The 23,879-nt window shown below is 67.2% G+C and carries 20 protein-coding genes and 1 pseudogene; 9 read left to right on the top strand and 12 right to left on the bottom strand.

What is annotated here, in order from left to right; translation table 11 throughout:
- Nucleotides 1-143: 143 nt before the first annotated feature.
- Nucleotides 144-3,245, bottom strand: a complete 3,102-nt coding sequence (locus ACYKG1_RS05135; RefSeq protein ID WP_478472002.1) for an efflux RND transporter permease subunit — start codon at nt 3,243-3,245, stop codon at nt 144-146.
- Between the two features lie 4 nt (nt 3,246-3,249).
- Complete coding sequence (locus ACYKG1_RS05130) at nt 3,250-4,428, bottom strand: efflux RND transporter periplasmic adaptor subunit (protein WP_100471487.1); 1,179 nt, start codon at nt 4,426-4,428, stop codon at nt 3,250-3,252.
- Between the two features lie 152 nt (nt 4,429-4,580).
- Between ACYKG1_RS05130 and ACYKG1_RS05125 the strand changes: the two genes are divergently transcribed.
- The 4 genes and pseudogenes from ACYKG1_RS05125 to ACYKG1_RS05110 form a co-directional block, all read left to right on the top strand.
- Nucleotides 4,581-5,264 (top strand): response regulator transcription factor, encoded by a 684-nt coding sequence (locus ACYKG1_RS05125; protein WP_262083228.1) that lies wholly within the window; start codon nt 4,581-4,583, stop codon nt 5,262-5,264.
- Nucleotides 5,242-6,627, top strand: a complete 1,386-nt coding sequence (locus ACYKG1_RS05120) for a sensor histidine kinase (protein ID WP_262083227.1) — start codon at nt 5,242-5,244, stop codon at nt 6,625-6,627. Before ACYKG1_RS05125 ends, ACYKG1_RS05120 begins: the two co-directional genes overlap by 23 nt.
- Nucleotides 6,628-6,726: 99 nt before the next feature.
- Nucleotides 6,727-8,820 carry a TonB-dependent siderophore receptor gene (locus ACYKG1_RS05115; protein WP_478472000.1) on the top strand — a complete coding sequence of 698 codons (2,094 nt, stop codon included), beginning with the start codon at nt 6,727-6,729 and terminating at the stop codon, nt 8,818-8,820.
- 25 nt (nt 8,821-8,845) lie between these two features.
- A pseudogene (locus tag ACYKG1_RS05110) lies at nt 8,846-8,983 on the top strand (LysR family transcriptional regulator); the annotation flags it as partial.
- Nucleotides 8,984-8,996: 13 nt separating this feature from the next.
- Here ACYKG1_RS05110 and ACYKG1_RS05105 read toward each other — a convergent pair.
- The 3 genes from ACYKG1_RS05105 to ACYKG1_RS05095 form a co-directional block, all read right to left on the bottom strand.
- A complete protein-coding gene (locus ACYKG1_RS05105) occupies nt 8,997-9,875 on the bottom strand; it encodes a LysR substrate-binding domain-containing protein (protein WP_262226305.1) in 879 nt (292 codons plus the stop codon).
- A gap of 38 nt (nt 9,876-9,913) precedes the next feature.
- Nucleotides 9,914-10,795, bottom strand: a complete 882-nt coding sequence (locus ACYKG1_RS05100) for an SDR family NAD(P)-dependent oxidoreductase (RefSeq protein WP_478471998.1) — start codon at nt 10,793-10,795, stop codon at nt 9,914-9,916.
- 155 nt (nt 10,796-10,950) lie between these two features.
- Complete coding sequence (locus ACYKG1_RS05095) at nt 10,951-11,814, bottom strand: DMT family transporter (RefSeq protein WP_478471996.1); 864 nt, start codon at nt 11,812-11,814, stop codon at nt 10,951-10,953.
- A 132-nt stretch (nt 11,815-11,946) separates the two neighbouring features.
- On the opposite strand from ACYKG1_RS05095, the gene ACYKG1_RS05090 reads away from it, so the two are divergent.
- Nucleotides 11,947-13,326, top strand: coding sequence for an aminotransferase-like domain-containing protein (locus tag ACYKG1_RS05090; protein WP_478471994.1), 1,380 nt, complete (start codon nt 11,947-11,949; stop codon nt 13,324-13,326).
- Here the strand turns inward: ACYKG1_RS05090 and ACYKG1_RS05085 are convergent.
- Nucleotides 13,265-14,209 carry a LysR substrate-binding domain-containing protein gene (locus ACYKG1_RS05085; protein WP_478471993.1) on the bottom strand — a complete coding sequence of 315 codons (945 nt, stop codon included), beginning with the start codon at nt 14,207-14,209 and terminating at the stop codon, nt 13,265-13,267. The two genes, ACYKG1_RS05090 and ACYKG1_RS05085, sit on opposite strands and share 62 nt — an antisense overlap.
- A gap of 115 nt (nt 14,210-14,324) precedes the next feature.
- Between ACYKG1_RS05085 and ACYKG1_RS05080 the strand changes: the two genes are divergently transcribed.
- Both ACYKG1_RS05080 and ACYKG1_RS05075 read left to right on the top strand, forming a co-directional pair.
- Nucleotides 14,325-15,023: a glutathione S-transferase family protein gene (locus ACYKG1_RS05080; protein WP_478471991.1), complete on the top strand. Its 699-nt coding sequence runs from the start codon at nt 14,325-14,327 to the stop codon at nt 15,021-15,023.
- Between the two features lie 87 nt (nt 15,024-15,110).
- Nucleotides 15,111-15,785 carry a class I SAM-dependent methyltransferase gene (locus ACYKG1_RS05075; protein ID WP_100471477.1) on the top strand — a complete coding sequence of 225 codons (675 nt, stop codon included), beginning with the start codon at nt 15,111-15,113 and terminating at the stop codon, nt 15,783-15,785.
- 3 nt (nt 15,786-15,788) lie between these two features.
- Here the strand turns inward: ACYKG1_RS05075 and smqnr are convergent, their stop codons facing one another.
- Nucleotides 15,789-16,436, bottom strand: a complete 648-nt coding sequence (gene smqnr, locus ACYKG1_RS05070; protein ID WP_262083218.1) for a SmQnr family pentapeptide repeat protein — start codon at nt 16,434-16,436, stop codon at nt 15,789-15,791.
- Nucleotides 16,437-16,595: 159 nt separating this feature from the next.
- Here smqnr and ACYKG1_RS05065 point away from each other — a divergent pair, with 159 nt between their 5' ends.
- On the top strand, nt 16,596-17,372 hold the full coding sequence (locus ACYKG1_RS05065; protein ID WP_262226301.1) for a DeoR/GlpR family DNA-binding transcription regulator: 777 nt from the start codon (nt 16,596-16,598) through the stop codon (nt 17,370-17,372).
- Nucleotides 17,373-17,383: 11 nt separating this feature from the next.
- A complete protein-coding gene (locus ACYKG1_RS05060; protein WP_478471988.1) occupies nt 17,384-18,517 on the top strand; it encodes an MFS transporter in 1,134 nt (377 codons plus the stop codon).
- A 9-nt stretch (nt 18,518-18,526) separates the two neighbouring features.
- Here the strand turns inward: ACYKG1_RS05060 and ACYKG1_RS05055 are convergent, their stop codons facing one another.
- From ACYKG1_RS05055 to ACYKG1_RS05035, 5 genes are all read right to left on the bottom strand, one after another.
- Complete coding sequence (locus tag ACYKG1_RS05055) at nt 18,527-20,032, bottom strand: PepSY domain-containing protein (protein ID WP_478471986.1); 1,506 nt, start codon at nt 20,030-20,032, stop codon at nt 18,527-18,529.
- Between the two features lie 11 nt (nt 20,033-20,043).
- Entirely contained in the window at nt 20,044-22,182 is a 2,139-nt protein-coding gene (locus ACYKG1_RS05050; protein ID WP_478471985.1) for a TonB-dependent receptor, read from the bottom strand.
- A gap of 129 nt (nt 22,183-22,311) precedes the next feature.
- On the bottom strand, nt 22,312-22,707 hold the full coding sequence (locus ACYKG1_RS05045) for a DUF2946 family protein (protein ID WP_100471472.1): 396 nt from the start codon (nt 22,705-22,707) through the stop codon (nt 22,312-22,314).
- Between the two features lie 209 nt (nt 22,708-22,916).
- Nucleotides 22,917-23,171, bottom strand: coding sequence for a hypothetical protein (locus tag ACYKG1_RS05040; RefSeq protein WP_054171134.1), 255 nt, complete (start codon nt 23,169-23,171; stop codon nt 22,917-22,919).
- 11 nt (nt 23,172-23,182) lie between these two features.
- Complete coding sequence (locus tag ACYKG1_RS05035) at nt 23,183-23,407, bottom strand: hypothetical protein (protein ID WP_262083212.1); 225 nt, start codon at nt 23,405-23,407, stop codon at nt 23,183-23,185.
- Nucleotides 23,408-23,879: the final 472 nt, after the last annotated feature.

The following is a 23,879-nucleotide window of genomic DNA, read 5'->3' as shown; positions in this document are numbered from 1 at the left end:
GAAGCGGTCTACGGCTGGGCCAGAGATGGTCAAGCAGCCACATGGCGGGTCTCCGTGGGGGACGGGGACGACCTACGTTAGCGACGCCTGGGCAAAGAACGGGTGAGGGTACCGCGGCAGCCAGATGACAGCCGCGCCCCCACTCAGTCCTGCGGCCGCGACCGGCCCAGGCGGCGTACCAGCACGAAGAACAGCGGCACCAGCACCACCGCCAGCACGGTGCCGGAGACCATGCCGCCGATCACGCTCATGCCGATTTCGCGGCGGCTGACCGCACCCGCACCGGTGGCCAGCGCCAATGGAATCACACCGGCCACGAAGGCCAGAGATGTCATCACGATCGGGCGCAGGCGCAGGCGCGCGCCCTGCAGCGCCGCCTCCACCGCCGAACTGCCAGCGCGATAGCGGGCTTCGGCGAACTCCACGATCAGGATCGCATTCTTGGCCGACAGGCCGATGGTGGTCAGCAGACCGACCTGGAAATAGATGTCATTGACGAACCCGGCCACGGTGGTCGCCAGCACGGTACCAATGACACCCAGGGGGATCACCAGCACCACCGCCACCGGCACCGTCCAGCTCTCATAGAGCGCTGCCAGGCACAGGAAGATGAAGGCAATGGAGGCGGTGTACAGCCACAATGTCTGGTTGCTGGCCAGTTGTTCCTGGTAGGACAGGCCGCTCCACTGCAGGTCGAACCCGGGTTGATCGGCAACCAGCGCCTGCATGCGCTGCATCGCCTCGCCCGAGCTGCGCCCTTCGGCGGCACTGCCCTGGATCTGCATCGCCGGCAGGCCGTTGAAGCGCTGCTGCAGCTGCGGGCCGCGCGCCCAGTGGCTGCTGGCGAAGCTGGCGAACGACGCCATCTGGCCGTTGCCACCGCGCACATACCACTGGCCGATGTCGTCGGGCACACTGCGGTAGGGCTGATCACCCTGCATGTAGACCCGCTTGACCCGGCCACGGTCGAGGAAGTCGTTGATGTAGCTGCCGCCCCAGGCCGCCGACAGCGTGGAATTGATGTCGGCCTGCGCAAGGCCCAGCGCGCTGGCCTGCGCATGGTCGATGTCCAGCCGCAGCTCGGCCTTGTCGCCCAGGCCGTTCAGGCGCACCGAGGTGAGCCCGTCGTCTTCGCCGGCCGCACGCACCACCTGCTCCTGCGCCGCCTGCAACGCCACGCGCCCGGCCGCGCTGGTGTCCTGTAACCACAGTTCAAAGCCACTGGACTGGCCCAGTCCACGCACCGCCGGCGGTGCCAGTACGTTGACCCTGGCATCGGGCAGGCTGCGGAAGTAGGCATTGGCCCGCGTGATGATCGCCGCAGCGGTGTTGTCACCCGTGCGCTCATTCCAGGGTTTCAGTGCGAGAAAGCCCTGCCCGGCGTTCTGGCCGGTGCCGGCATTGTTGCGGCCGACCACCACGAACACCACATCCAGGTTCTGCTTCTCGTGCTCCATGAAGTAGCGGCTGATCTGCTCGCCCAGCGCTTCGGTGCGCGCCATCGGCGTGCCTTCCGGCGTAGAAAACTGGAAGGTCACCTGGCCCTGGTCCTCCACCGGCAGGAAGCCGGTGGGCATGCGCGCGTACAGCGCGACCATGGCGACCACCAGCAGCAGGTACAACGCCATCCAGCGCCGCGGCCGGGTAACGACGCCACCGAGCTTTCCCTGGTAGGCCAACTGGCTGCGCTCGACGCCCCGGTTGAACGCCCGGAAGAAGCGGCCCTGCGGTCTCTGCGCCGAAGACGGCTTGAGCAGGGTCGCGCACAGCGCCGGGGTCAGCGTCAGCGCCACCAGCGCCGACAATGCCATGGCGGATGCAATCGTGATCGAGAACTGCCGGTAGATGATGCCGGTGGAACCACCGAACAAGGCCATCGGCAGGAACACCGCGCCCAGCACCACGGTGATGCCGATCAGCGCGCCGGTGATCTCGCCCATCGATTTTTCGGTGGCCTCGCGAGGCGACAGATGCTCGTCGTGGATGATGCGCTCCACGTTCTCCACCACCACGATCGCATCATCGACCAGCAGGCCGATCGCCAGCACCATCGCGAACAGGGTCAGCGTATTGATGGTGAATCCGGCGACCGCCAGCACGCCGAAGGTGCCCAGCAGCACCACCGGCACCGTGATTGCCGGGATCAACGTGGCACGCAGGTTCTGCAGGAACAGGAACATCACCACGACCACCAGCACGATGGCTTCGACCAGGGTATGGATGACCCCCTCGATCGAGACCCGCACGAACGGTGTGCTGTCGCGCGGATAAGCCACCTGCAGCCCCGGCGGGAAGGTCGGCCGCAGCCGTTCGATCTCCGCGCGCACCGCGTCGGCAGTGGCCAATGCGTTGGCACCGGAGGCCAGGGTGACCGAGAAGCCGGCCGCCGGATAGCCATTGAGATAACTGCTGGTCTGGTAGTTCTCCGCGCCGATCTCGACCCGTGCGACGTCGCCCAGCAACACCGCCGCGCCATTGGGCAGGGTGCGCAGGATGATCGCGCGGAACTGTTCGGGGGTCTGCAGGCGCGACTGCGCGGTCACCGTGGCGTTGAGGCTCTGCGCCGGACTGGACGGCATTGCGCCCAGCTCGCCCGCCGTCACCTGCGTGTTCTGCGCCTGGATCGCTGTGCGCACGTCCGACGGCATCAGGTCGTAGGCGCGCAGCTTGTGCGGGTCCAGCCAGACGCGCATCGCATAGGCAGAGCCGAACACGTTGATCTCGCCCACGCCGGGAATGCGGCTGATCGGGTCCTGTACGTTGCTGACCAGGAAGTCGGAGACGTCCACGCGCTCCATGCGCCGGCTGGTGTCGTACAGCGAGACCACCATCAGTGAATCGCCCTGGGATTTGGCGACCGTCACGCCCTGCTGCTGCACTTCCTGCGGCAGCCGGTTGATGGCCTGGTTGACGCTGTTCTGCACCTGCACCTGGGCGATATCCGGATTGGCGCTCTGGTCGAAAGTGACTGTGATGCGCGCCTGCCCCGATGACGAGCTGGTGGATGAGAAATACAGCAGATGGTCGATGCCCTTGATCTGCTGCTCGATCACCTGGGTGACGCTGTCCTCCACCGTCTGCGCCGAGGCACCGGTGTAGTTCGCGGTGATGTTGACCTGCGGCGGCGCGATGTCCGGATACTGCTCCACCGGCAGCTGGGTCACTGCAATGGTGCCGAAGGCCATGATGCAGATCGCCAGGACCCAGGCGAATACCGGGCGATGGATGAAAAAGCGCGGCAGCATCTGCTCAGTCCTTCCCGGCCGGCGCCGGCGCAGGCTTCACCCGCACCGCCATGCCATCGGCCAGGCCCTGCGCGCCGGCCACCACCACCCGCTCACCGGCGGAAAGGCCATCGAGCACCAGCCACTGATCGCCCACCGCACGCGCGGTGCGGAACAGGCGCAGCCGTGCCTTCCCATCCTTGTCCACCAGCCACGCCTGCGCCTCGCCCTTGGGGCTGCGATCGACCGCAGCCTGTGGCACCAGCAGCGCCTGCTGGCGGGTACCCTGCCCCACCAGCGCGCGCACGTACATGCCCGGCAGCAGCTGCCCATCGGGGTTGGGGAAACGCGCGCGCAGGGTGATGCTGCCGGTTTCCTGCTGAACGTCCACGTCGGCGAATTCCAGCGTGCCCGGCAACGGGTAGTCGGTGCCATCGGACAGGCGCAGCCGCACCGGTGCTGTATCGGCCTGCACGCCACCGTCGGCGATGGCGCGGCGCAGTGCCAGGTACTCATTGCTGGACTGGGTGATGTCCACGTTCATCGGGTCCATCTGCTGCACCCGTGCCAGTGGATCGGCCTGGCCGGAGGTGACCAGCGCCCCGGGCGTGAACAGCGCGCGGCCGATGCGCCCGGCGATCGGCGAGGTCACCGTGGCAAACCCCAGCCGTGTGCTGGCCGTGTCACGTGCCGCCTGTGCGGCCTGCGCGGCGGCGGCGGCCTGCTGGTCGCTGGCCACCGCATCATCCACGTCCTGGCGCGCGGCCAACTGGTCCTTGCCCAGCGCCTGCATGCGCTGCGCCCGCAGGCGCGCGGTCACCGCAGCGGCCTCGGCCGTCTTCAGGTTGGCCTGTGCCTCGTTCAGCGCTGCCTGGTACAGCGCGGGCTCGATCTGGAACAACGGCTGCCCGGCCTTCACCCACTGGCCCTGCTCGAACAACCGCTTCACCAGCACGCCATCCACCTGCGGGCGCACATCCGATTCCTGCGAGGCGACGCTGCGCCCAGGCAATTCCTGCTGCAGTGCCAGCGGCTGGCTGCGCAGGGTCAGCACCGTCACCTCAGGCGTCGTGGCGGCAGGCTTGGGCGCGTCCTTGCCGCAGGCGCTGAGCAGGCCGGCCAGGGCAAGCGCCAGCAGCGGCAGGCCCGCGGTACGCGGCAGCCGCCAGGCGCGGCAAGCACGGGAGGAATTCGGAAGGATCATCGGCTGCAGGTTCCACGCGTGGGGGAGCGTTCGGCGCCGAATATAGAAGACCCGGCGGCACGATCCTGCTAAATGGCGCATGAAACATTTTTCATTTGCAGTCGCTGCCCGCGATTGCGACGATGCGCCTGTCCCACTCTGCACACTGGCCCATGCCGCGCGTACTCACCATCGAGGACGATCTTGTCACCGCAGAGGAAATCGCCACCGAACTGCGCAGCCACGGTTTCGACGTGGACGTTGCCAGCGACGGCAGCAACGGCCTGGCGATGGCACGTACAGGCGACTACGCGGTGATCACCCTGGACCGCATGCTGCCCGGCATCGACGGGCTGGCCCTGGTCACCCGGTTGCGCCGTGAAGGCATCACCACGCCGGTGTTGATGATCAGTGCACTGTCTGACGTGGATGAGCGCGTGCGCGGCCTGCGTGCGGGAGGGGATGACTACCTGACCAAGCCGTTCGCCTCCGACGAGATGGCTGCACGCGTGGAAGTGCTGGTCCGGCGCCAGGGCCAGGCCGCTGCCATCGACAACGTACTGCGCGCCGGCGACCTGGAACTGGACCTGATGACCCGCTCGGCGCGACGCGGTGGCCATGAGATTGCACTGCTGCCGACCGAGTTCAAGCTGCTCGAGTTCCTGGTCCGCAACGCCGGCCAGGTGGTCACCCGCAGCATGCTGTTCCAGGAAGTCTGGGGCTACCACTTCGATCCGGGCACCAACCTGATCGACGTGCATATCGGCCGCGTGCGCAAACGCATCGAACAACCTGGCCGGCCGCAGCCGATCATGACCGTACGTGGAACCGGCTATGTCTTCGACGCGCAATCCTGACCACTGGCGTTCCTCCAGCAGCCGACTGCTGGGCCTGTACTGCATCCTGTTCGTGGCGTGGTCGAGCCTGCTGCTGGGCGTGATGTACTGGCGCATCTCGGATTACCTGAGTGACCTGACCGAATCGGGACTGCAGCAGCGCGCCCACCTGTTCATGAGCTTCGACGGGCCGGCACTGGATGAAGCTTTGCGCGACAGCCAACGCTTCGACCTGCACCAGGTCTATACGTACGGGTTGTTCGACAACACCGGCATGCCGATGGCTGGCGCACTGGTCGCCATTCCCGAGGGGCTGCCGCTGGATGGCAATTCGCATCCGGTGGACGGCTGGACGTTGGCCGATGGTCCCCACGAGAGCGGTGGCAGCGCACTCGGCGTGGTGACCCGCGATGGGCGGACGCTGGTGTTCGTGCGCCAGAATGGCAAGCTCATGGCGGTCAACAGCATCATTCTCGATGCACTGCTGTGGGGCGTGTCGTTGACCGTCATTCCCGGCCTGGTGGGCTGGCATCTGCTGCGCCGGCGCCCGCTGAAGCGGATCCAGCAGATCGAAGCGGCCACCAACCGCATCGTGGCCGGTGACCTTGGCCAGCGCTTGCCGGTCTCCAGCCGCCGCGACGAGATCGACCGGCTGTCGAGCATTGTCAATGCAATGCTGGAACGCATCGAACAGCTGATGACCGAGGTCAAGGGCGTGTGCGACAGCATCGCCCACGATCTGCGTACGCCCCTGACCCGCCTGCGTGCCCACCTGTACCGCATGCGCGTGGGCCTGGAAGAACGGGACCCGCACGCTGTTCCACTGGACAAAGCGCTGGCCGAGACCGACATGCTGATGGCGCGCTTCGCCGCGCTGCTGCGGGTATCCGAACTGGAGAGCCACCAGCGGCGTTCGGCCTTCGACGCGGTCGACATCACCGAGCTGCTGCAGGAACTGCACCAGTTCTATCTGCCGCTGGCCGAGGAAAAGCAGCAGTTGCTGGAGCTGCAGGTGGACCCGAAGCTGGGCCCGCTGCGTGGCGACCGCGAGCTGCTGTTCGAAGCATTGGCCAACCTGCTGTCCAACGCCCTGCAGTTCACCCCGGCACACGGCCGCATCCTGCTGCGTGCAGTCGATGATCACGGCGCCCCGAGGATCGATGTGATCGACAACGGGCCAGGCATTCCGCCACAGGACCGCACGCTGATCTACCAGCGCTTCTTCCGCGGCAGCAGCAGCGCCAGCCAGGGACCAGGATTCGGCCTGGGCCTGTCGATCGTGGCCGCCATCGCCGGCCTTCACGGCTTCCGTGTCCGTGCCGGCAGCGCCCCCGGCGGCGGCGCCTGGATGAGCATCCGCGGCGCGACCGACGGCCTGCCCTGACACGGCGCCCGGACGACACAATCGCACTTGGGAATCATTTGTATTTGTGAGCGTGCATCCGGATAATCCGCCGTCACCGCCCTTCCCGGATTCCTGACAATGCCCGCCCTGTCGCCGCGCCGCCCGCTGCTGTACACGCTTGCCCTGCCCCCCCTGCTGGCCTCGGCCATCACCCAGGCCCAGGACAACCCGGCGGCGCGCACCCTGGACAAGGTGACCGTGGTGGCCGAGCGGGCCAGTACCGCGACCAAGACCGACACCGCCCTGACCGAAACGCCGCAGGCGATCAGCGTGGTCACCCAGCAGCTGTTCACCGACCGTGGCGCGCACAACCTGCAGGAAGTGCTGCGCTACAGCGCCGGCGTCACCGCCGATGCCTGGGGCCTGGATACCCGCAACGATGCCACCTCGGTGCGCGGGCTGGACCCGGTGCAGTACCAGGATGGCCTGCGCCGCAGCTACGGGTTCAGTCCCCTCGCCCGCCCGGAGATCTACGGCCTGGAACGGGTGGAAGTCCTGCGCGGCCCGTCCTCGGTGCTGTACGGTGCCGGCGCCACCGGCGGCATCATCAATGCAATGAGCAAGCGCCCGACCTTCGGCGCCCTCAACGGCGAGGTCGGCGTGCAGCTCGGCAGTTTTGACCGCAGGCAGCTGCAGGGTGATATCGGCGGCGCCTTGAACGATGCCGGTACGGTTGCCGGCCGCTTCGTCGGGCTGGTGCGCGAATCGAACATGCAGACCGATGTCCTGAAGGACGACCGCGTCTACCTGGCACCGTCGATCAGCTGGCGCGGGGAACGCAGCACCTTGACCCTGCTGGCCAGCTACCAGCACGACAGGACCGGCTCCAGCCAGCAGTTCCTGCCGCTGGCCGCGACCCTGCTGGCCCCGCCCGCACGCCGCCTCGACCCGTCCACCTTCATCGGCGATCCTGGTTTCGACCGCATCGACTCGCGCGTGTACAGCCTGACCGCGCTGTTCGATCACAGCTTCAGCGACACGCTCAGCCTGCGCTCGGCGGTGCGTTACATCGATGGCAGGACCACGCTGCAGCAGATGTACGTGGACAGCTACAGCAACCCGGCCGATCCCTTCATCGACGCCGAGCGGCGCGTGGTCAACCGCACGGCCTACGGCACCCGCCCCGACGTGCAGATCTTCAGCGCCGACAATGCACTGCAGTTCGACTTCGCCACCGGTGCCTTCCAGCATCTGTTGCTGGCCGGCGTGGACTACAGCCAGTACAAGGAGCAGCTGCAGCGGCTGGACGCCACCGGCACGCCGATCGACATCTACACCCCGGTATCGGTGGCGCCGACGGTCCGTGGCTGGGACCGCCAACCCGACCAGACCTCCACCCAGCTGGGTTTGTACGTGCAGGATCAGATCCGCTGGGCCGACCGCGTCTCGCTGGTACTGGGCGCGCGCCGCGACCATGCACGCTCGAAGACAGAGGGGCAGCCCAGCCAGACCGACAACGCCACCACCTATCGCGCCGGCCTGATTGGCGAACTGGGTGCAGGGGTGTCGCCCTACCTGAGCTACAGCGAGTCGTTCCTGCCGGTCACTGGCCAGGACCTGTTCGGCCAGGCTTTCAAGCCGATGCGTGGCCGCCAGAGCGAGGCAGGCATCAAGTGGCAACCCGCACGCAACCTGCTGCTGACGATGGCAGCGTATCGCATCATCGAAACCAACCGGCAGACCAACGACCCGGACAACGTGTTGAACGTGGTGCAGACCGGGCAGATCCGCTCCAAGGGCATCGAGCTGGAAGGCCAGTTCCAGTTCGCCAACGACCTCACGATCACCGCTGCCGTTGCGCGCAACGAGGCCGAGGTCAGCCGCAGCAACTTCGCATTGGAAGTCGGCCAGCGCCTCAACGACACCCCGCAGGACCTGGCCTCGGCGTGGGTTTCGAAGGGCTTCCAGCTGGACGATGCCGCACGCCTGCGCCTGGGCCTGGGTGTGCGCCACGTCGGCAATACGGTGTCGCTGGGCAATGGCGGGCGCATCATCACCCCCAGCTACACGCTGGCAGACGCATTGGTGGAAGTACAGGTGACTGACTGGACGATGGCGTTGAACATCACCAACCTCACCGACAAGCGCTACTACGCACCGTGCCGTACCTTCGGCGACTGCTTCGCCGGCTACCCGCGCGTAGTGACCGGCACCATCAGCTATCGGTTCTGATCACAGTCAACGCTGGCCGCCGCAGCAGCAGGTGCTGCCTGCCCTGCCCACGCACCAAGGGCAGTTCTCGTTGCTATGGCCCGGTGGGCGCCATCCCAGTGCACGCCTGCGGGTGTTCATCGACTATGTCGTTGCGAACCTGTTCCGCGGCGACCCCGCATAGCGGATCCACAGGATCAGTTCGCACCCGCCATCTGCAGGAAATTGCCCAGCACCGGCGACGGTTGTTCCGGACGCATGCAGAACTGCAGGCTGAAGCGCGCTGCTTCGCCCTGCAGCACGCGATAGACGATCTCCTGCGGACGGAAGCTGGCCATGCTGGCCGGCACGATCGCCACGCCGGCGTCGACCGCCACCAGCGATAGCACGGCATGCATGCCCTGCGCTTCCTGCACCACGCGCGGGGTGAAGCCCGCAACGGTGCACAAACCCAGCACCTGTGCATGGAAGCCGATGCCCTCGCCCGCCGGCCACGACACGAACGGTTCGTCTGCCAGCATCGCCACACTGGCCTGCGGCGCATTGGCCAGCGCGTGTGCACGCGGCAGCGCAATCGCCAGGCGATCGTGGTCGAAGTCGTGCAGCAGCAGCTCGGCGGCGGGAATCGGTGGGATCAGCACACCGACGTCGATGCGCTGCTCGCGTAGCCATAGCTGCTGCTGGCGCGACGTCGCCTCCTGCAGATGCAGTTGCACCTGCGGGTACTGCTGGCGGAAGCGGCGGATCAAGCCCGGCAACCGGCCATACAGCGCACTGCCGACATAACCCACGCGCAGGCTGCCAGACTGCCCGGCGGCGGCTTCACGGGTGCGCTGTAGTGCCTGCTCCGCCTGCTGCAGTGTTGCCCGCGCCTCCACCAGCAGCGTCTGCCCGGCCACGGTCAGGCCCAGGGTACGGTTGCCACGCACGATCAGTTCACTTCCAAGCGCGTCTTCCAGCCGTCGTATCGCCGCCGTCAGCGGCGGCTGTGACATGTGCAGGCGGGCGGCGGCGCGGTGGAAATGCAGCTCTTCGGCCACGGCCACGAACTGGCGGAGCAGGCGCAGGTCGATCATCTCGGTGCAGGCAGTGGGAACCTGCCTAGGGTACGCGCTCAGCTGCGCGCGTCCATGCTGGCGCGCGCGATGGCCGGCCACTGCAGCGCGACCGATTCAATACTGTCGGCCGGCACCGCGCGCAGATCCCGTGGGTAGGCCACATGCTCCGCTTCCTGCAGGCGCAGTGCATGGAACTGCCCGTTGCTCGCGCGCAGCACCCACCCTCCCTCCTGGCAGCGCGTGGATGCCAGATAGGCCACGCCCTGCGCGACCGCATCAGGATGCAGCTCGTCGGGCTCGCCTTCGATGCCCCACATGCGCGTCTTCGCCACCGGCGAAACCGCGTTGACCACGATGCCATGCCCGGCACCTTCCAGCGCCAGCACATTGACCAGGCCCAGCGCCGCCAGCTTGCCCATCGCGTAAGCGGACAGCCCGCGCTGTGCGTACTGCGGATACAGCGCGCGATCGGAGGTGGTGATGACGATGCGCCCACCGCCCGCCGCGCGCATTGCCGGCCACGCCGCCTGCGCCAACCACAGCGGCGTCTTCGCCGCCAGGCACAGCATCTGCTCCAGCGCCTCGTCCTCGATCACTTCCAGCGTCTGGTACTCGACCCAGCCCGCGTTGTGGATCAGGAAGTCAATGCGGCCGTGAGCCTGCAGCAGTTCCTGCGCCAGCGCATGGCAACCGGCGCGATGATCGATGGGACCGCTTGCGGCCTGCACCGTCAGCCCCCGCGCCTGCAACGCTTCGACGCTGCGCAGGATGCGCTGCGGATCGGCGCCGCGGCCGTCGGTGCCAGCACCGATGTCATGCATCAGCACCTGCGCACCGCGCTCGGCCAGCAAGCGACTGTAGGCCAGGCCCAGTCCTCCGGCGGCACCCGTCACCAGGCCCACCTGGCCCTCGAAGGAAATACGAGAAATTGGCTGCATCGGCACAGCTTCAGCCAAGCGCACCGCCCCGGCCAATACCGTTGACCACCGCCCACGATACGCCCGCGCTATCACAAGAAAAGGGGACGGAGGGGATTAAGTCGCTTCAGGCACAGCAGGGTCAGTTGCGACTTAATCCCCTCCGTCCCCTTTTTTCAGCGGCTGAAGCGGCGCGCGCCGGCCACGCAGATCACCGCGACCACGGTCACCAGCACCATGCTGAGGCTGACCGCTTCGTGCAGCAGCAGCGCGGCCAGGGCCAGGCCGAAGAACGGCTGCAGCAACTGCAGCTGGCCAACAGCGGCGATGCCACCCTGGGCCAGCCCGCGGTACCAGAACAGGAAACCGATCAGCATGCTGAACACCGCCACGTAGCCCAGCGCCCACCACGCCGAAGCGCCGACTGCCGCGAACGAGGCCGGGCGCATCAGCACTGCCAACGGCAGCATCACCGGCAACGCCAGCAGCAACGCCCAGCTGATCACCTGCCAGCCGCCCAGATGACGGGCGAGCCGGCCGCCTTCGGCATAGCCCAACCCGCACACCACGATTGCCGCCAGCATCAGCAGGTCGGCCTGCAATGACGCCTCGATGCCGTTGCGCACTGCATAGCCGACCACGCAGGCGCTGCCCAGCAACGAGAACAACCAGAACGCCCGGCGCGGCCGTTCGCCACCGCGCAGCACGCCGAATACCGCGGTGCTCAGCGGCAACAAGCCCAGGAACACGATGGTGTGCGCTGATGAGGCATGGCGCAGGGCCAGCGCGGTCAGCAGCGGAAAGCCGACCACAACGCCGAGGCCAACCACCAGCAACCCCGGCAGGTCGCCACGCCGCGGCCACGGCTGGCGCAGCAGCACCAGCAGCCCCAGGCCAAGCACAGCGGCGATGGTGGCGCGGGCGGCGGTGATGAACCCCGCATCCAGCTGCAGCACCGCCAGACGGGTGGCCGGCAATGAGCCTGCGAAGATCACCACACCAATGAAGCCATTGATCCAACCACTCGCCGACCGTTCCACGCCTGTAATCCTGAAGTGCCGGGCGACGCCTGGCGGAGCCTGTATGGAAGCATCCAGCGCGGAACCACCCCAGCTACAATCCAGTACAGTCGCAAATAACTGTACTGCCCACACTTCCACTACAGTGCTGCCATGTCACGTCCGCTTACCCGCATCGAATCGGTCATCCAGGCCGTCCGCAACCGCATCACCGCACGCGTGGATGGTCCCGGCTCCCGCCTGCCTTCGGTGCGCGCGCAGGCGGCTGCGATGGGAGTGTCGGTCTCCACCGTGGTCGAAGCCTACGAGCGCCTCGCGGCCGAAGGCCTGATCACTGCGCGCGCAGGATCCGGCTTCTACGTCAGCGGGCCCGCCGCACCGCTGGCACTGGCCGAGATGGAGCCCCGGCTGGACCGCGCCGTGGACCCGCTGTGGGTGTCGCGGCAGTCGCTGGAAACCCCGCCGGGCCACCTCAAGCCCGGGTGCGGCTGGATGCCCAGTGAATGGCTGTACCACGACGGCGTGCGGCGCGGCCTGCGTCGGTTGGCGCGCGCCGATGCCATGCATCTGGCCGACTACGCCGGCCCACTCGGGCTGCCCGCGTTGCGCCAGCTGCTGCAACGGCGAAGCGCTACGCTGGGCATCGATGCACCGATGGAGCAGATCGTGCTGACCGAATCCGGTACGCACGCGGTCGACCTGATCTGCCGCTTCCTGCTCAAGCCCGGCGACTGCGTGCTGGTCGATGACCCAAGTTACTTCAATTACCACGCGTTGCTGAAGGCGCACCAGGTACAGGCAGTGGGTGTGCCGTACACGCCCACCGGCCCGGACCTCGAAGCGTTCGAACGCGCATTGCAGGACCATTCGCCGCGGCAGTACATCACCAACTCCGGCCTGCACAACCCGACCGGTGCGGTGCTCTCGGCCAGCACCGCACATCGCCTGCTGGGCCTGGCCGAACGCAGCGAACTGATCATCGTCGAGGACGACATCTTCGCCGACTTCGAACTGCAGCCGGCACCGCGCCTGGCCGCACTCGATGGGCTGTCACGGGTGATCCACGTCGGCAGTTTTTCCAAGACGCTGTCGGCGGCCTCGCGCTGCGGCTACATCGCTGCGCGCCGCGACTGGATCGAGGCGTTGACCGACCTGAAGCTGGCGACCAGCTTCGGCGGTGGCCATCTGGCCGCACAATTGATGCACATCGCGCTGACCGACAGCGGCTACCGACGCCACATGCAATCGGTGCGTTCGCGTTTGGCCGATGCGCGCCGGCACACGCTGCGCAAGCTGCACACGCTTGGCATCACGCCGTGGCTGCAGCCAGAAGCCGGACTGTTCCTGTGGTGCCAACTGCCGGATGGCCGCGATGCCGCCGCACTGGCGCGGCAGTGCCTGCGCGAAGGCATCGTGCTGGCGCCGGGCAACGCGTTCAGCCAGTCGCAGCGCGCGGCCGACTATCTGCGCTTCAACGTTTCGCAGTGCCAGGACGCACGGATCTGGCAGGTGCTGGCGCGGGAGTTGCGTTGAGCTGGTAATGCGCGACCAGCGCATCCACCACCACGCGCACGCCCGGCAACTGGCCGCGACGATGTGGCAGCAGCACGCTGGTGGTCACTTCGCCGGCGTGCCACGCCGGCAGCACGTGCTGCAGGCGACCGGCCACAAGAGCCGCAGCACACAGGCTGTAGGGCAGCACGGTGATGCCAAGGCCCGCCTCGGCCGCCGCGATCAGCAGCTGCGATTCATTGCCGACCATTGCCACCTGCGGCTCCACCTGCACGGTGCGGGCGTCGGGGCCGTGCAGCGTCCATCGCGTGGCGTGGCGCGCGGTGAGCAGGCCGGCATGCGCGCGTAGTTGCTCTGGTGCCACCAATGCTGGTGCAGCTGCCAGATAGCCAGGGGACGCGACCAGCGCGATGCGTTCGCTCCCCAACGCGCGTTGCACCAACCCCGAATCCGGCAACGGACCGAAGTGGCTGCGCAGGGCGATGTCGATGCCCTCCTGAGCCAGATCGATGAAACGATCACTTGCTTCAACTTCGATCCGCAGCCGTGGATAGCGGCGGGCCAGTGCAGGCAGGCACGCGGCGAGCTCGCCCTGCACCACCGGAATCGAAGCGCTGATGCGCACGGTGCCGCTGGGTTCGGCCTGGCGGTCGCGGACGATGGCCTCGGCGGCCTCCACTTCAGACAGGGCCGTGCGTGCGCGTTCGAAGAACGCCTGGCCGACCTCGGTCAACGCGAAGCGACGCGAACTGCGTTGCAGCAGCCGCACCTCGAGGTGTTCTTCCAGCAGCGCCACGCGCTTGCTCAGGGTCGAGCGCGGCAAGCCCAGATGGCGGCCACCAGCCGCGAACCCGCCCTGCTCCACTGCGGTCACGAACAGGGCCAGATCGTTGAGATTGAGCATGCGCAACGTCCACAGATGTGGACTTCAGGATGCCATTCTGACGGCTTCCGGGGCAATGTCCACGCAGGCACGCTTTCCTCACCCGCCGCATCGCGGCTTGAACCGGAAACCTGCCATGACCCCGATCCTCTTCTACGGCGTGCCCTCGGGCTGCTCGTTCGGCTCCATCGTTGCCCTGGAGTGGCTGCGCCAGCCTTACCAGCTGTGCCGCATCGACATGCCCGGCCAGGTGCAGGGCGAAGACTACCGCCGCTTCAATCCACTGGGCGAAACCCCGACCCTGCGCACCGCGCAGGGCGAACTGCTCAGCGAAAGCCTGGCCATCCTCAACCATCTGGCCGCGAAGGGCATCGCGCAGGGCCTGGGCTTCGCACAGGGCACGCCCGGCTTCGATCGCCTCAACCACCGGCTGGCCTATCTCAACACCAGCTTCTTCGGTGCCTACGCCCCGCTCTGGCATGCACTGGAACACGCGGAGGGTGCCGAAGGTGAAGCGCTGCGTACGTACGGCACGACCAAGGTCCGCCACGCACATCAGGCACTGGAGCAGATGATCGGCACGGGCCCGTGGCTGCTGGGCGCACAGCGCAGCTTGGCCGATGCCTACTTCGCCGGCATCGCGCGCTGGAACGATTACCACCAGGTGGTTGATCGTCGCGAGTTCCCCAGGGTGCAGCAGCTGTTCGAGCGCCTGCAGGACGACGCCGGCGTGCAGTTCGCCCATGCCATCGAGGCGCAGCAGCCGGCAACCAGCAGCGGTGGTTTCCTCGGCGAGGTACGACTGCAGGACGTACTCGGGGCCGCGGCGGCCTGATCCCTGTCCTGCCCGTGCGGCAGCGGCGCGCAATGCCTCTTGCGCGCCGCGCTACAGTGGTATGTCCCCCGCCGCAGGAATCCGCGCATGTCCACGTTCTCCGATCCGCAGGCGGTGGCCCGCTATGCCGAAGCGCCACTGCGCCAGGTGCCGGGTTTCCTCGCCCTGCAGCAGATGAGCCGTCTGCTGCTGGCCGAACGTGTCCCCGCGCAGGGCCGCGTGCTGGTACTCGGTGCCGGTGGCGGGCTGGAGCTGAAAGCCTTCGCCGAGGCGCAACCGGGTTGGCAGCTGCTGGGCGTGGACCCGGCCGCGCCGATGCTGGCCCTGGCCGAGCAGACGCTGGGCCCGTTGAACGCACGCGTTGAGCTGCTGGAAGGCTACATCGACGATGCCCCGGACGTGCGCTTCGATGGTGCCAGCTGCCTGCTGACCCTGCACTTCCTCGACGCCACGCAGCGCCTGCACACGCTGCGCGAACTGCACCGGCGCCTGCAGCCCGGCGCGCCGCTGGTGCTGGCGCACCACAGCGTGCCGCAGGATCCGGCCGGCAAGCTGCGCTGGTTGCAGCGCTACGCGGCGTTCGCCGAAGCCTCTGGCGTTGCCCACGCCGATGCTCAGCGCGCGATCGAGGCTATTGCCGAGCGATTGCCGCTGCTGGCTCCCGAACAGGAAGTGGCACTGCTGCAGGAAGCCGGCTTCGAGAGCATCGAGCTGTTCTATGCCGGCTTCAGCTTCAAGGGCTGGGTGGCGTACGCCGGATGATGCCTACGGCACTACGGTAATGCCGATGCGCTGCATCAACAGCGCTACCTGCTGCACGTCCAGCGTGGCGCCGCGCAGGTTGGTGCTGCGCAGGTCCAGCTCGCCCAGCTCCGAGCGGGTCAGGTCACAGTCGGTGAAGTTGGCGCTGTTCCAGTCGATGCCCTCGAACTGGCCGCCGGACAGATCCGAACCGGCGAAGCTGGCGCCACTCAGGTTCGCGCCATCCCAGCGGTTCTCCCACAGTTCGCACTTCTCCAATGTCACCCGCGAGAAATTGGCATAGCGCAGGTTCGACTTCTTGATGAACGCACTGCAGAACCAGCTGCGCGTGGTGACCTGGTTCATGAAGCTGGCGTTGCTGAAATCCGCGCCCTGCGCGCGGCATTCGCTGATCTCCAGGCCCAGTGCCTTGATGAAATTGAAATGGCACATGCTGATGTCGCAGCTGCGGAAGCTGGCTTCCTTCAGCGTGGCGCCATTGAAGCGGCAGCCGGCGCGGCTGTCGGCGTCGTAGAAGCTGCAGTTGATGAACTCGGTGGCGGTCAGGTCGGCACCGGAAAAGTCGCACTCATGGAACTGCTGGTCGACCACTTTCTGGCCGGTGTACTGGTCCGCGCCGATGCGCAGCTTGCGGTGAACGGTGGGGGACATCGTGGATTCCACGCCAAGGGCCCCGCCATGATGCCGGGCCGCAAAGGTGATCCATAGACGCGGGCGCAGGCCGGTTCACCGGCAATCCAGCCGTTCTGTGTCCACTCCCGCCAAATGCACGTTGTTGCACGTTAATGCACAAACGTGCAGACTTGCGTCATGAGCTCCGGTCCCAGCCCCCTCCCCGCCCAGCGCACCCAGCAGATCCTCGAGGAACTGCGCCAGCAGGGCCGCGTGGTCGCCGCCGAACTGGCGCGCCGCTATGCCGTCTCCGAAGATTCGATCCGCCGCGACCTGCGCGAACTGGCCGCACAAGGCCTGTGCCAGCGCGTCTACGGCGGCGCCGTGCTGCCGCCGCCCAAGGAACGGCCGCTGCGCGAGCGCCTGACCCGCGACCGCGGCGACAAGGCCGAGCTGGCCGCCCGCGTCTGCGCGCTGCTGCAGCCCGGCCAGGTGGTACTGCTCGACGCCGGCTCGACCAACCTGGCGGTCGCCCAGCAGTTGCCGGCCGCCCTCGGCCTGACGGTGATCACCAACGCGCCACAGATCGCCACCGCCGCCAGCATGCTCGAAGGCACCTCGGTGCAGCTGATCGGCGGGCGTTTGGCCAACGGTGGTGGTGCGGTCGGCGCCGAAGCACTGGCCCAGGTGCAGCGCCTGCGGGCCGACGTGTACCTGCCCGGCCCCTGCGCGGTGGACGGCGACACCGGCGTGTGGGCGATGGATGCGGAAGAGGCCACGCTGAAGCGCGCGATGGTGGCGTGCAGCAGTCGCGTCATCGTCGCCGCCACCACTGAAAAACTCGGTGCACGCGGCAACTGGCAGATTGCCAGCCTCGACGAGATCGACGACCTGGTCCTGACCACCTCGGCACCGCCTGCGCTGGCCGCACGCTTCCGCGCCGCCGGCATCGCGGTGCACCCCACGCCTCCCTGACCGTACCGCTCATGTCCCTTGCCAACCGCGCGCGTGCCGAACAGCACGCGACCCGCGCTGCATTCTTCATTCCCGGCTTCGCCACCGCGCTGTGGGCCACCCTGGTGCCGTTCGCCAAGGCGCGCACCGGCATCAATGACGCCACGCTGGGCCTGGTGCTGCTCTGCCTTGGTGCCGGCTCGCTGCTGGCGATGCCCTTGTCCGGCGTGCTGGCCGCGCGCCTCGGTTGCCGCCGGGTGATGGTGGCCAGCAGCCTGCTGATCTGCCTGACCGCGCCCGGCCTGGCGCTGGCCGGTTCGGCCTGGTCACTGGGGCTGGTGCTGTTCGTGTTCGGCGCCGCCGTGGGCGCGATGGACTGCACGATGAACGTTCAGGCCGTCATCGTCGAGCGCGAAGCACGCCGCGTGATGATGTCCGGCTTCCATGCCTTCTTCAGCATCGGCGGCTTCCTCGGCGCGGCCATCATGACCGTGCTGCTGTCCGCACGGCTGCCCCCTTTGGCATCGGTGATGATCGGCATCGGCGCCATGCTGCTGGTGATGCTGCTCTCGGCCGCGCACTGGCACAGCGAACGCACGCCACACGACACACCGATGCTGGCCCTGCCGCACGGCATCGTGCTGTTCATCGGCGTGCTGGCGTTCGTTGCCTTCCTCGGCGAAGGCGCGATGCTCGACTGGAGCGCGGTCTTCCTCAGCGATGTGCGTCGCGTCAATGCCAGCCTCGCCGGTATCGGCTATGTGACCTTCACCCTGACCATGACCGTCGCGCGCCTGTTCGGCGATGCGCTGGTGGCGCGCGTAGGCCGTGAGCGCGCGATCGTGTTCGGCGCGCTGCTCGCCGCCGGGGGCGTGCTCGTGCTGACCCTGGTCACGCCGTGGCAGGCGTCACTGCTCGGCCATGTGCTGGTCGGCCTTGGCTGCGCCAACATCGCACCGGCGTTGTTCTCGCTGGCCGGCCACCAGACCCGCATGCCCGGCGCACTGGCAATCACCGCCGTTTCCACGCTGGGCTTCGCCGGCATCCTTGCCGGACCGGCGTTGATCGGTTTTGCCGCCAACCATTTCGGCCTGATCGCTGCGTTCATCGGCGTGGCCACGGCCTTGTTGCTGGTGGCCGTCTCCACGCGTTGGCTGCGGGTGTAGCCCGCGGCATCAGCGCCGCCTGCGCCGCAGTGTCATCCGCAATCGCCGATAGCCGATCACCGTCGCCGTGGCACACAACGCGGTGCCGGCAGCGCTCAGCAGCAGCAACACCGCCAGCCGGGCACCTTCCTGGCGCAACATCGCGGGCAGATCCCAGCTGTGCAGGAAGTAGAACAGCCAGCGCCCCACCCGCTCGCGATGCCCCATCGTCAGCAACGGATCACCGGTGGCCAGGTCGAGATAGACGCGCGTCGCCTCGGCATCGCCGAAGTCCACCACGGCTACCGGGAAGCGCCGTACCGCTGCGCCATTCATGGCCTCGGGCGCACGCGGATAGAAGTACGCGTCCGCTGCATGCTGCACCACGAACTCCTGCATCGGCGCATCGGACAGCGCCCGCACCTTCTGCTGCAGCCACGCCGCCGGCAGCAGGCGCGCAACCTGCAGATGCCCATCGCTGCCGGACACGATGCGGGTATCGCCCTGACCGTCCAGCAGCACTGCGAACAGCTCGCCTCCGACGCGGCGCCACTGGATCTCCACCGTCCGGAAGCGCTCGGCATCGGCTGCGGCCAGAAGTGTCGCCGGCTCACCCAGCGCGCCATCCACCGCCACCACGCCGCCACGATAGCGCCCGCTGTCGATCGCTTCACGCGTACTGCTGAAGATGCCCAGTGGATTCATCGACATCAGCCCGCTGAAGATCCAGGTGAACACGAAGGCCGCAGCACACAATCCGATCAGATGATGCCAGCGCATCCACGGCTCGACGTACGGCGTCTTCGCACCGGACCGATAGTGCCCCCGGAAACGCCAGCGCCACACACCCACCACGATGCCGCTGATCGCCGCCAGCGTGCACAGCGCGGACAGCACGATCACCACCCACGTCCACACCGGGTCCACCGACTGCATGCGCAGGAAATACAGCCAGTGCAGCCAGGCGCCCACATAGTTCCAGCGCTGCTGCACATGCGGTGCATCCAGCACCACTTCACCGGTACGCGAAGATACATACAGGTCGCCGGGCCGTGCGCCACCCACCTCCACCCGGTACAGCGGCCGGTGCACGTCCAGCGCGCGCGAATGGGTCCAGCGGTCCTCGTCCACGCGCGTCGCGCCCACGAAGGCCTGGCCGCCGGCGAACTGTGCAGCGGATGCTTCGGCACGCTGTGCCGACACCGGCAGCAGGGCCTGCCCGGTGGCGGCTGACCACGCCCCCACGTTGCTTCCCGTGCGCACCACATACGCAGGCTCGCCACGCAGCGTGGTCAGTGCCACGGTCTCCGGCTCGGCCTGCACGGCTGCAGGCAGCACCGACAGCCCGTTCAGATCGCGGGCCTCCGGCAGCACCGGCAATGCCGCCAGACGTTCACCGGGCGTCAGCTTCGGGTAGCCGATGAACAACATCACCATGCCGCTGACGAACCACAGCAGCATCAACAGGCATCCGCCGATGCCGAGCCAGCGGTGCACCAGGTAGGTCCAACGCTTGGCAGTGGATCGCAGCGACATGGTGCGCGTCCTCAGAAGCGATGGTCGACGGTGAATTCAATGCGCCGGTCCGCACCCAGCAGCCACTGCGTGCTGGTGTAGTACGCGGTGGCGTAGTACGCCTTGTCGAACACGTTGAACAGGCGCGCAGACAATCGCGTGCGCGGTGCTGCCTGCCAGATCAGCGCCAGGTCGGTGCTGCTGTAGCCGGGCAGTTCCAGCGTGTTGGCATTGTCGGCATAGCGCTTGCCGACATAGCGGACGCCGGCCGCCGCGCTCCAGTCCGGCAGGAACTGCCAGCTCAACCATGCATTGGCCAGGCGTTCGGCTACGTTCGGCGGCACGTTGCCATCACGCGACACCAGCATCGGCGGCGAGCCGGTCGTCTCCAGGAAGTCCTCGAACTCGGCCTTCAGCACCGTGGCGTTGGCGTCGAGTGACCAGTGCGGCGCGATGTTCCAGTTCAAGGAGGCCTCTATGCCACGCGAGGTCTGCGCGCCCACCTGCACGCGGCGATCCGGCACCAGCGGATCGCGGCTGAGCAGTCCGGTCTTGCGGATGCGATACGCGGCCAACGTCCACTCGACGCCGTCGAAGGCCTGCTTCAGGCCCACTTCGATCTGCCGCCCCTTGGCCAGGTCGAACGCTCCGTTGGCCGGGCTGATCATCAGCAGTCCGCTGACAGGGTCTGCCGCCTGCGAGTACTGCGCATACAGGCTCAGCGTCGGCTGCAACGCGAACACCGTACCTGCGCGCCAGCCGGTGCTGCTGTAGGTCTTCGAGAACGCGTTCTGGCCGCCGATCAGATCGGAGCGATCGATGCGCACGCGGTCGTGGCGCAGCCCACCCAGTACCGACCAGCGTTCGCTCAATGCCAGCCGGTCCTCCACGAACAGCGCGTATTGCTCGGCACGGTTGCGGTAGCGCGGCAGGTTCGGCGCGTCGCTGGTGAACTGGCCCGGAATCGGATCGAACGGATCGACCGGACCCGAGCTGCCGGCATAGGTGTTGTTGGTGTGCTTGAAGTGCGCGCGGTTGGCATCCAGGCCCACCGCCAAGCTGTTCGCCCAACCGCCCACATTGCCCTGCACACGCAGCGTTGAGGTCAGTCCGGTCTGGTCCTGGTTGTGGGTGATCTCGGTATTGCCCGATCGATCGATCAGACCGGTGGCGCGGTTGTAGACATAGGCCTCGGCATTGCGCCAATCGCGCTGGCTGTCGATCTGGTAGAGGCGCGTGCGCCATTCGACGTTCGCGGTCGGCGTCCACAGTGCATCGAGCTGGGTCCAGCGGTCGCGATAGCGGATCTCGCTGTCATCCACGTTGTAGTTGCGATGGCGCAGCGCCTCCAGCTGGCGGCCATCCACCAGCGGCGTGCCAAAGTAGCGCATCGGTTTCTGGTAGCCCTGCGCATGGGTGAGGGTCAGCTGCAGGTCCGCACGCGGCTGCCACAACAAGGCACCGGAGAAGGTGGTGTCACTGTTGCGGCCACGGTCAACCCAGCCACCGCCGTAATTACCACTCACGTCCAGCCGGTAGGCCAGCTCGGGCGTCAGCGCGCCACCACTGCCGAAGCCCAGCCGCGCGGTGTCCTCGCTGCCCGCGGTCACGCTGATCTCGTTCTCGATGGCGCCGCGCGAGGGCTTCTTCGGCACGATGTTGACCACGCCGCCGATCGCACCGTCGCCATGGATCACCGAGGCCGGTCCACGCAGCACTTCAATGCGTTCGATCGACCAGGTATCGAACGGAAAGGTGATGCCGACGCCCCCGTACTGGCGCAACCCGTCATACAGCCGCATCACCGAGGCCCCGTCGGTGAAGCCGCGGCTGGACAACGCACTCAGGCCGTTGCCGGGGTGCGGCATGGCACTGATCGCGCCTGCCCGGCTGATCGCATCGTTGAGGTTCGTGTCACCGCGCTGCTCCAGCTGTTCGCGCGAGATGACGGTCAAGCTCGCCGGTGTCTGCAGCACGCTCAGGCCCAGCGCGGAACCGGCGCTGGCGGTGGACGAAAGTTCGCCGCTGCGGGTGTCGACCACGCGCACGGTATCCAGCGTCGTCGGTGGTGCCGCGTCGGCGGCAAGCAGGGGCGCGGCATGCAGGAGCAACGCGCACAGAACAGGCAGCGTCGCCCGGCGCAGGCGCGTGGAGTTGGGGGTCGTTTTCATTTTTTCACGGCATGCAAGGCCACCCCGCGATGGCAGGGCAGCAATCAGAAAGTGACAAACACGCGCGTGCGGGCGCCGGCCATGTCCGGCAACCTCATGGATGGAAGATCAATGCAGCGCGCGTGCGGCTCAGGCGGCCATGAAGGCCGGCGGTCCGCGCGCTCCCAATGTGCCGCTGATCCGTTGCGGCAACGCCCGCACTGCACCGCGCAACGCGCGGCAGACCGGTTCCATCGGCGCCAGCAGCAGCAATGCGGCCACCAGCAGGGTGATCAACCGCGCGGCGATCAGGCAGTAATCGCAGTCCACGCCCATCCCATGGTCGGCGTGTGGATCGGCAGCCGGCTTCGGCGCTGGTTCAGCGTGCCGCATCGCCATCGCGTGATGGCCGCGGTGGCCCTCCATCGCGTGCTGCGCATGCTCTGCGTGCGTCGCGTGGCCCATGGCTGCCACCGGTGCGGCAGCAACCACGTGGCCTTGTGCCAGCCAGCGGCTCACCAACGGGGCGAGCAGCACCAGCAGCATGGCAAGCCATGCAAGGGCCTGGAACCGGCGGTGGAGGACAGAACGACGCACGCCACCATTCTACGGGGCGATGGCCAACCTTGGACCACGTTCAGGGTTTCCAGAAAGGTGCTGCGACGTTATGACGCAGCCTCGGGCACGGGCGCCCTCCATGGCCCCAGGGGGACGGAAGGCGACCTTACGGCCCCTTCCGTCCCCGCGTCACATCGCTAGAACCGTGCGGGCTGCTGCACCGCGCGTTCCAGGAACATGACGCCCGCCTGCAGGCTGTTGCGGGCGTTCTCCAACCAGCGCTCCGGATCGGCCACCGCGAATCGCTCCTGTGCATCCACATCACCCGAGTCGGCCAGGTCAGCCAACTGCAGATGGATGTGGTTCTCCACCAGGCTCACCAACAGGGCGAGCTCGGCCGACAAACCGGCGATGCGTTCGGTGAAGCCAGCGTCGTTGCTGTTCAGAGACATGTCTCCTGTTCCTATGCGTTGCGGTGTTGATGGATGGCTTCGAAACGCTCGGCACAGGCAGGCCCACAGAACAGCCTGGCCGGATCGTTGTCGAAGTCTTCGCTGCAGTCCGGGTTGTGGCATTCCCCATTGGGCGTGAGAGGGGCAGCGCTGCGGGCCCGCGTTGCGTGCTGGGCCAGTGCTCGTTGCAGATGGCGCGCGTCCAGTTCCTGCGCTTCGTCGATGGTGTCCGTCATGCGGGTTGTATTTTATCGAGGGGTCGTCGCACTGATTGAGAACGTCGCGTCCGCGGTCTGCGGCACGTATGCGCCGGGCCGGGGCATTTCATTGAGGTCGGCTTCAGTCATGCAGGCTCCTTGTGCATGGACGCCCTGGCGGGCGTTTGAGAGAGAGTGAAGGGCCGCTTCGAACGGCCCGACCATCATCCGGAAACCGGTTCTCGCCGATTGCGACACAAGGCGGCGATGATGCTGATCTGCGATCGCAGTCGCATGTCCAACGCATGGAGCGCCGACGGCGGCTCCGGGGATGACAGGTATCCAAAGGTGTTGCAAATGACAGGCCCATCCGACACCATGGCCATCTCACCACCTTCCCTCACCTACTAACCACTTCGCGTCGGACCGCCGCCGCGTGGCCTGCACATGGCAGGCATCGCACAGCGCTGTTGCCGTCCACGGCCGCTGTGTACCGAACAACGCTCCAAGG

The organism is Stenotrophomonas sp. 85239_Sma, from assembly GCF_056481725.1.
This window is presented reverse-complemented; position numbering and strand designations above follow the sequence as displayed.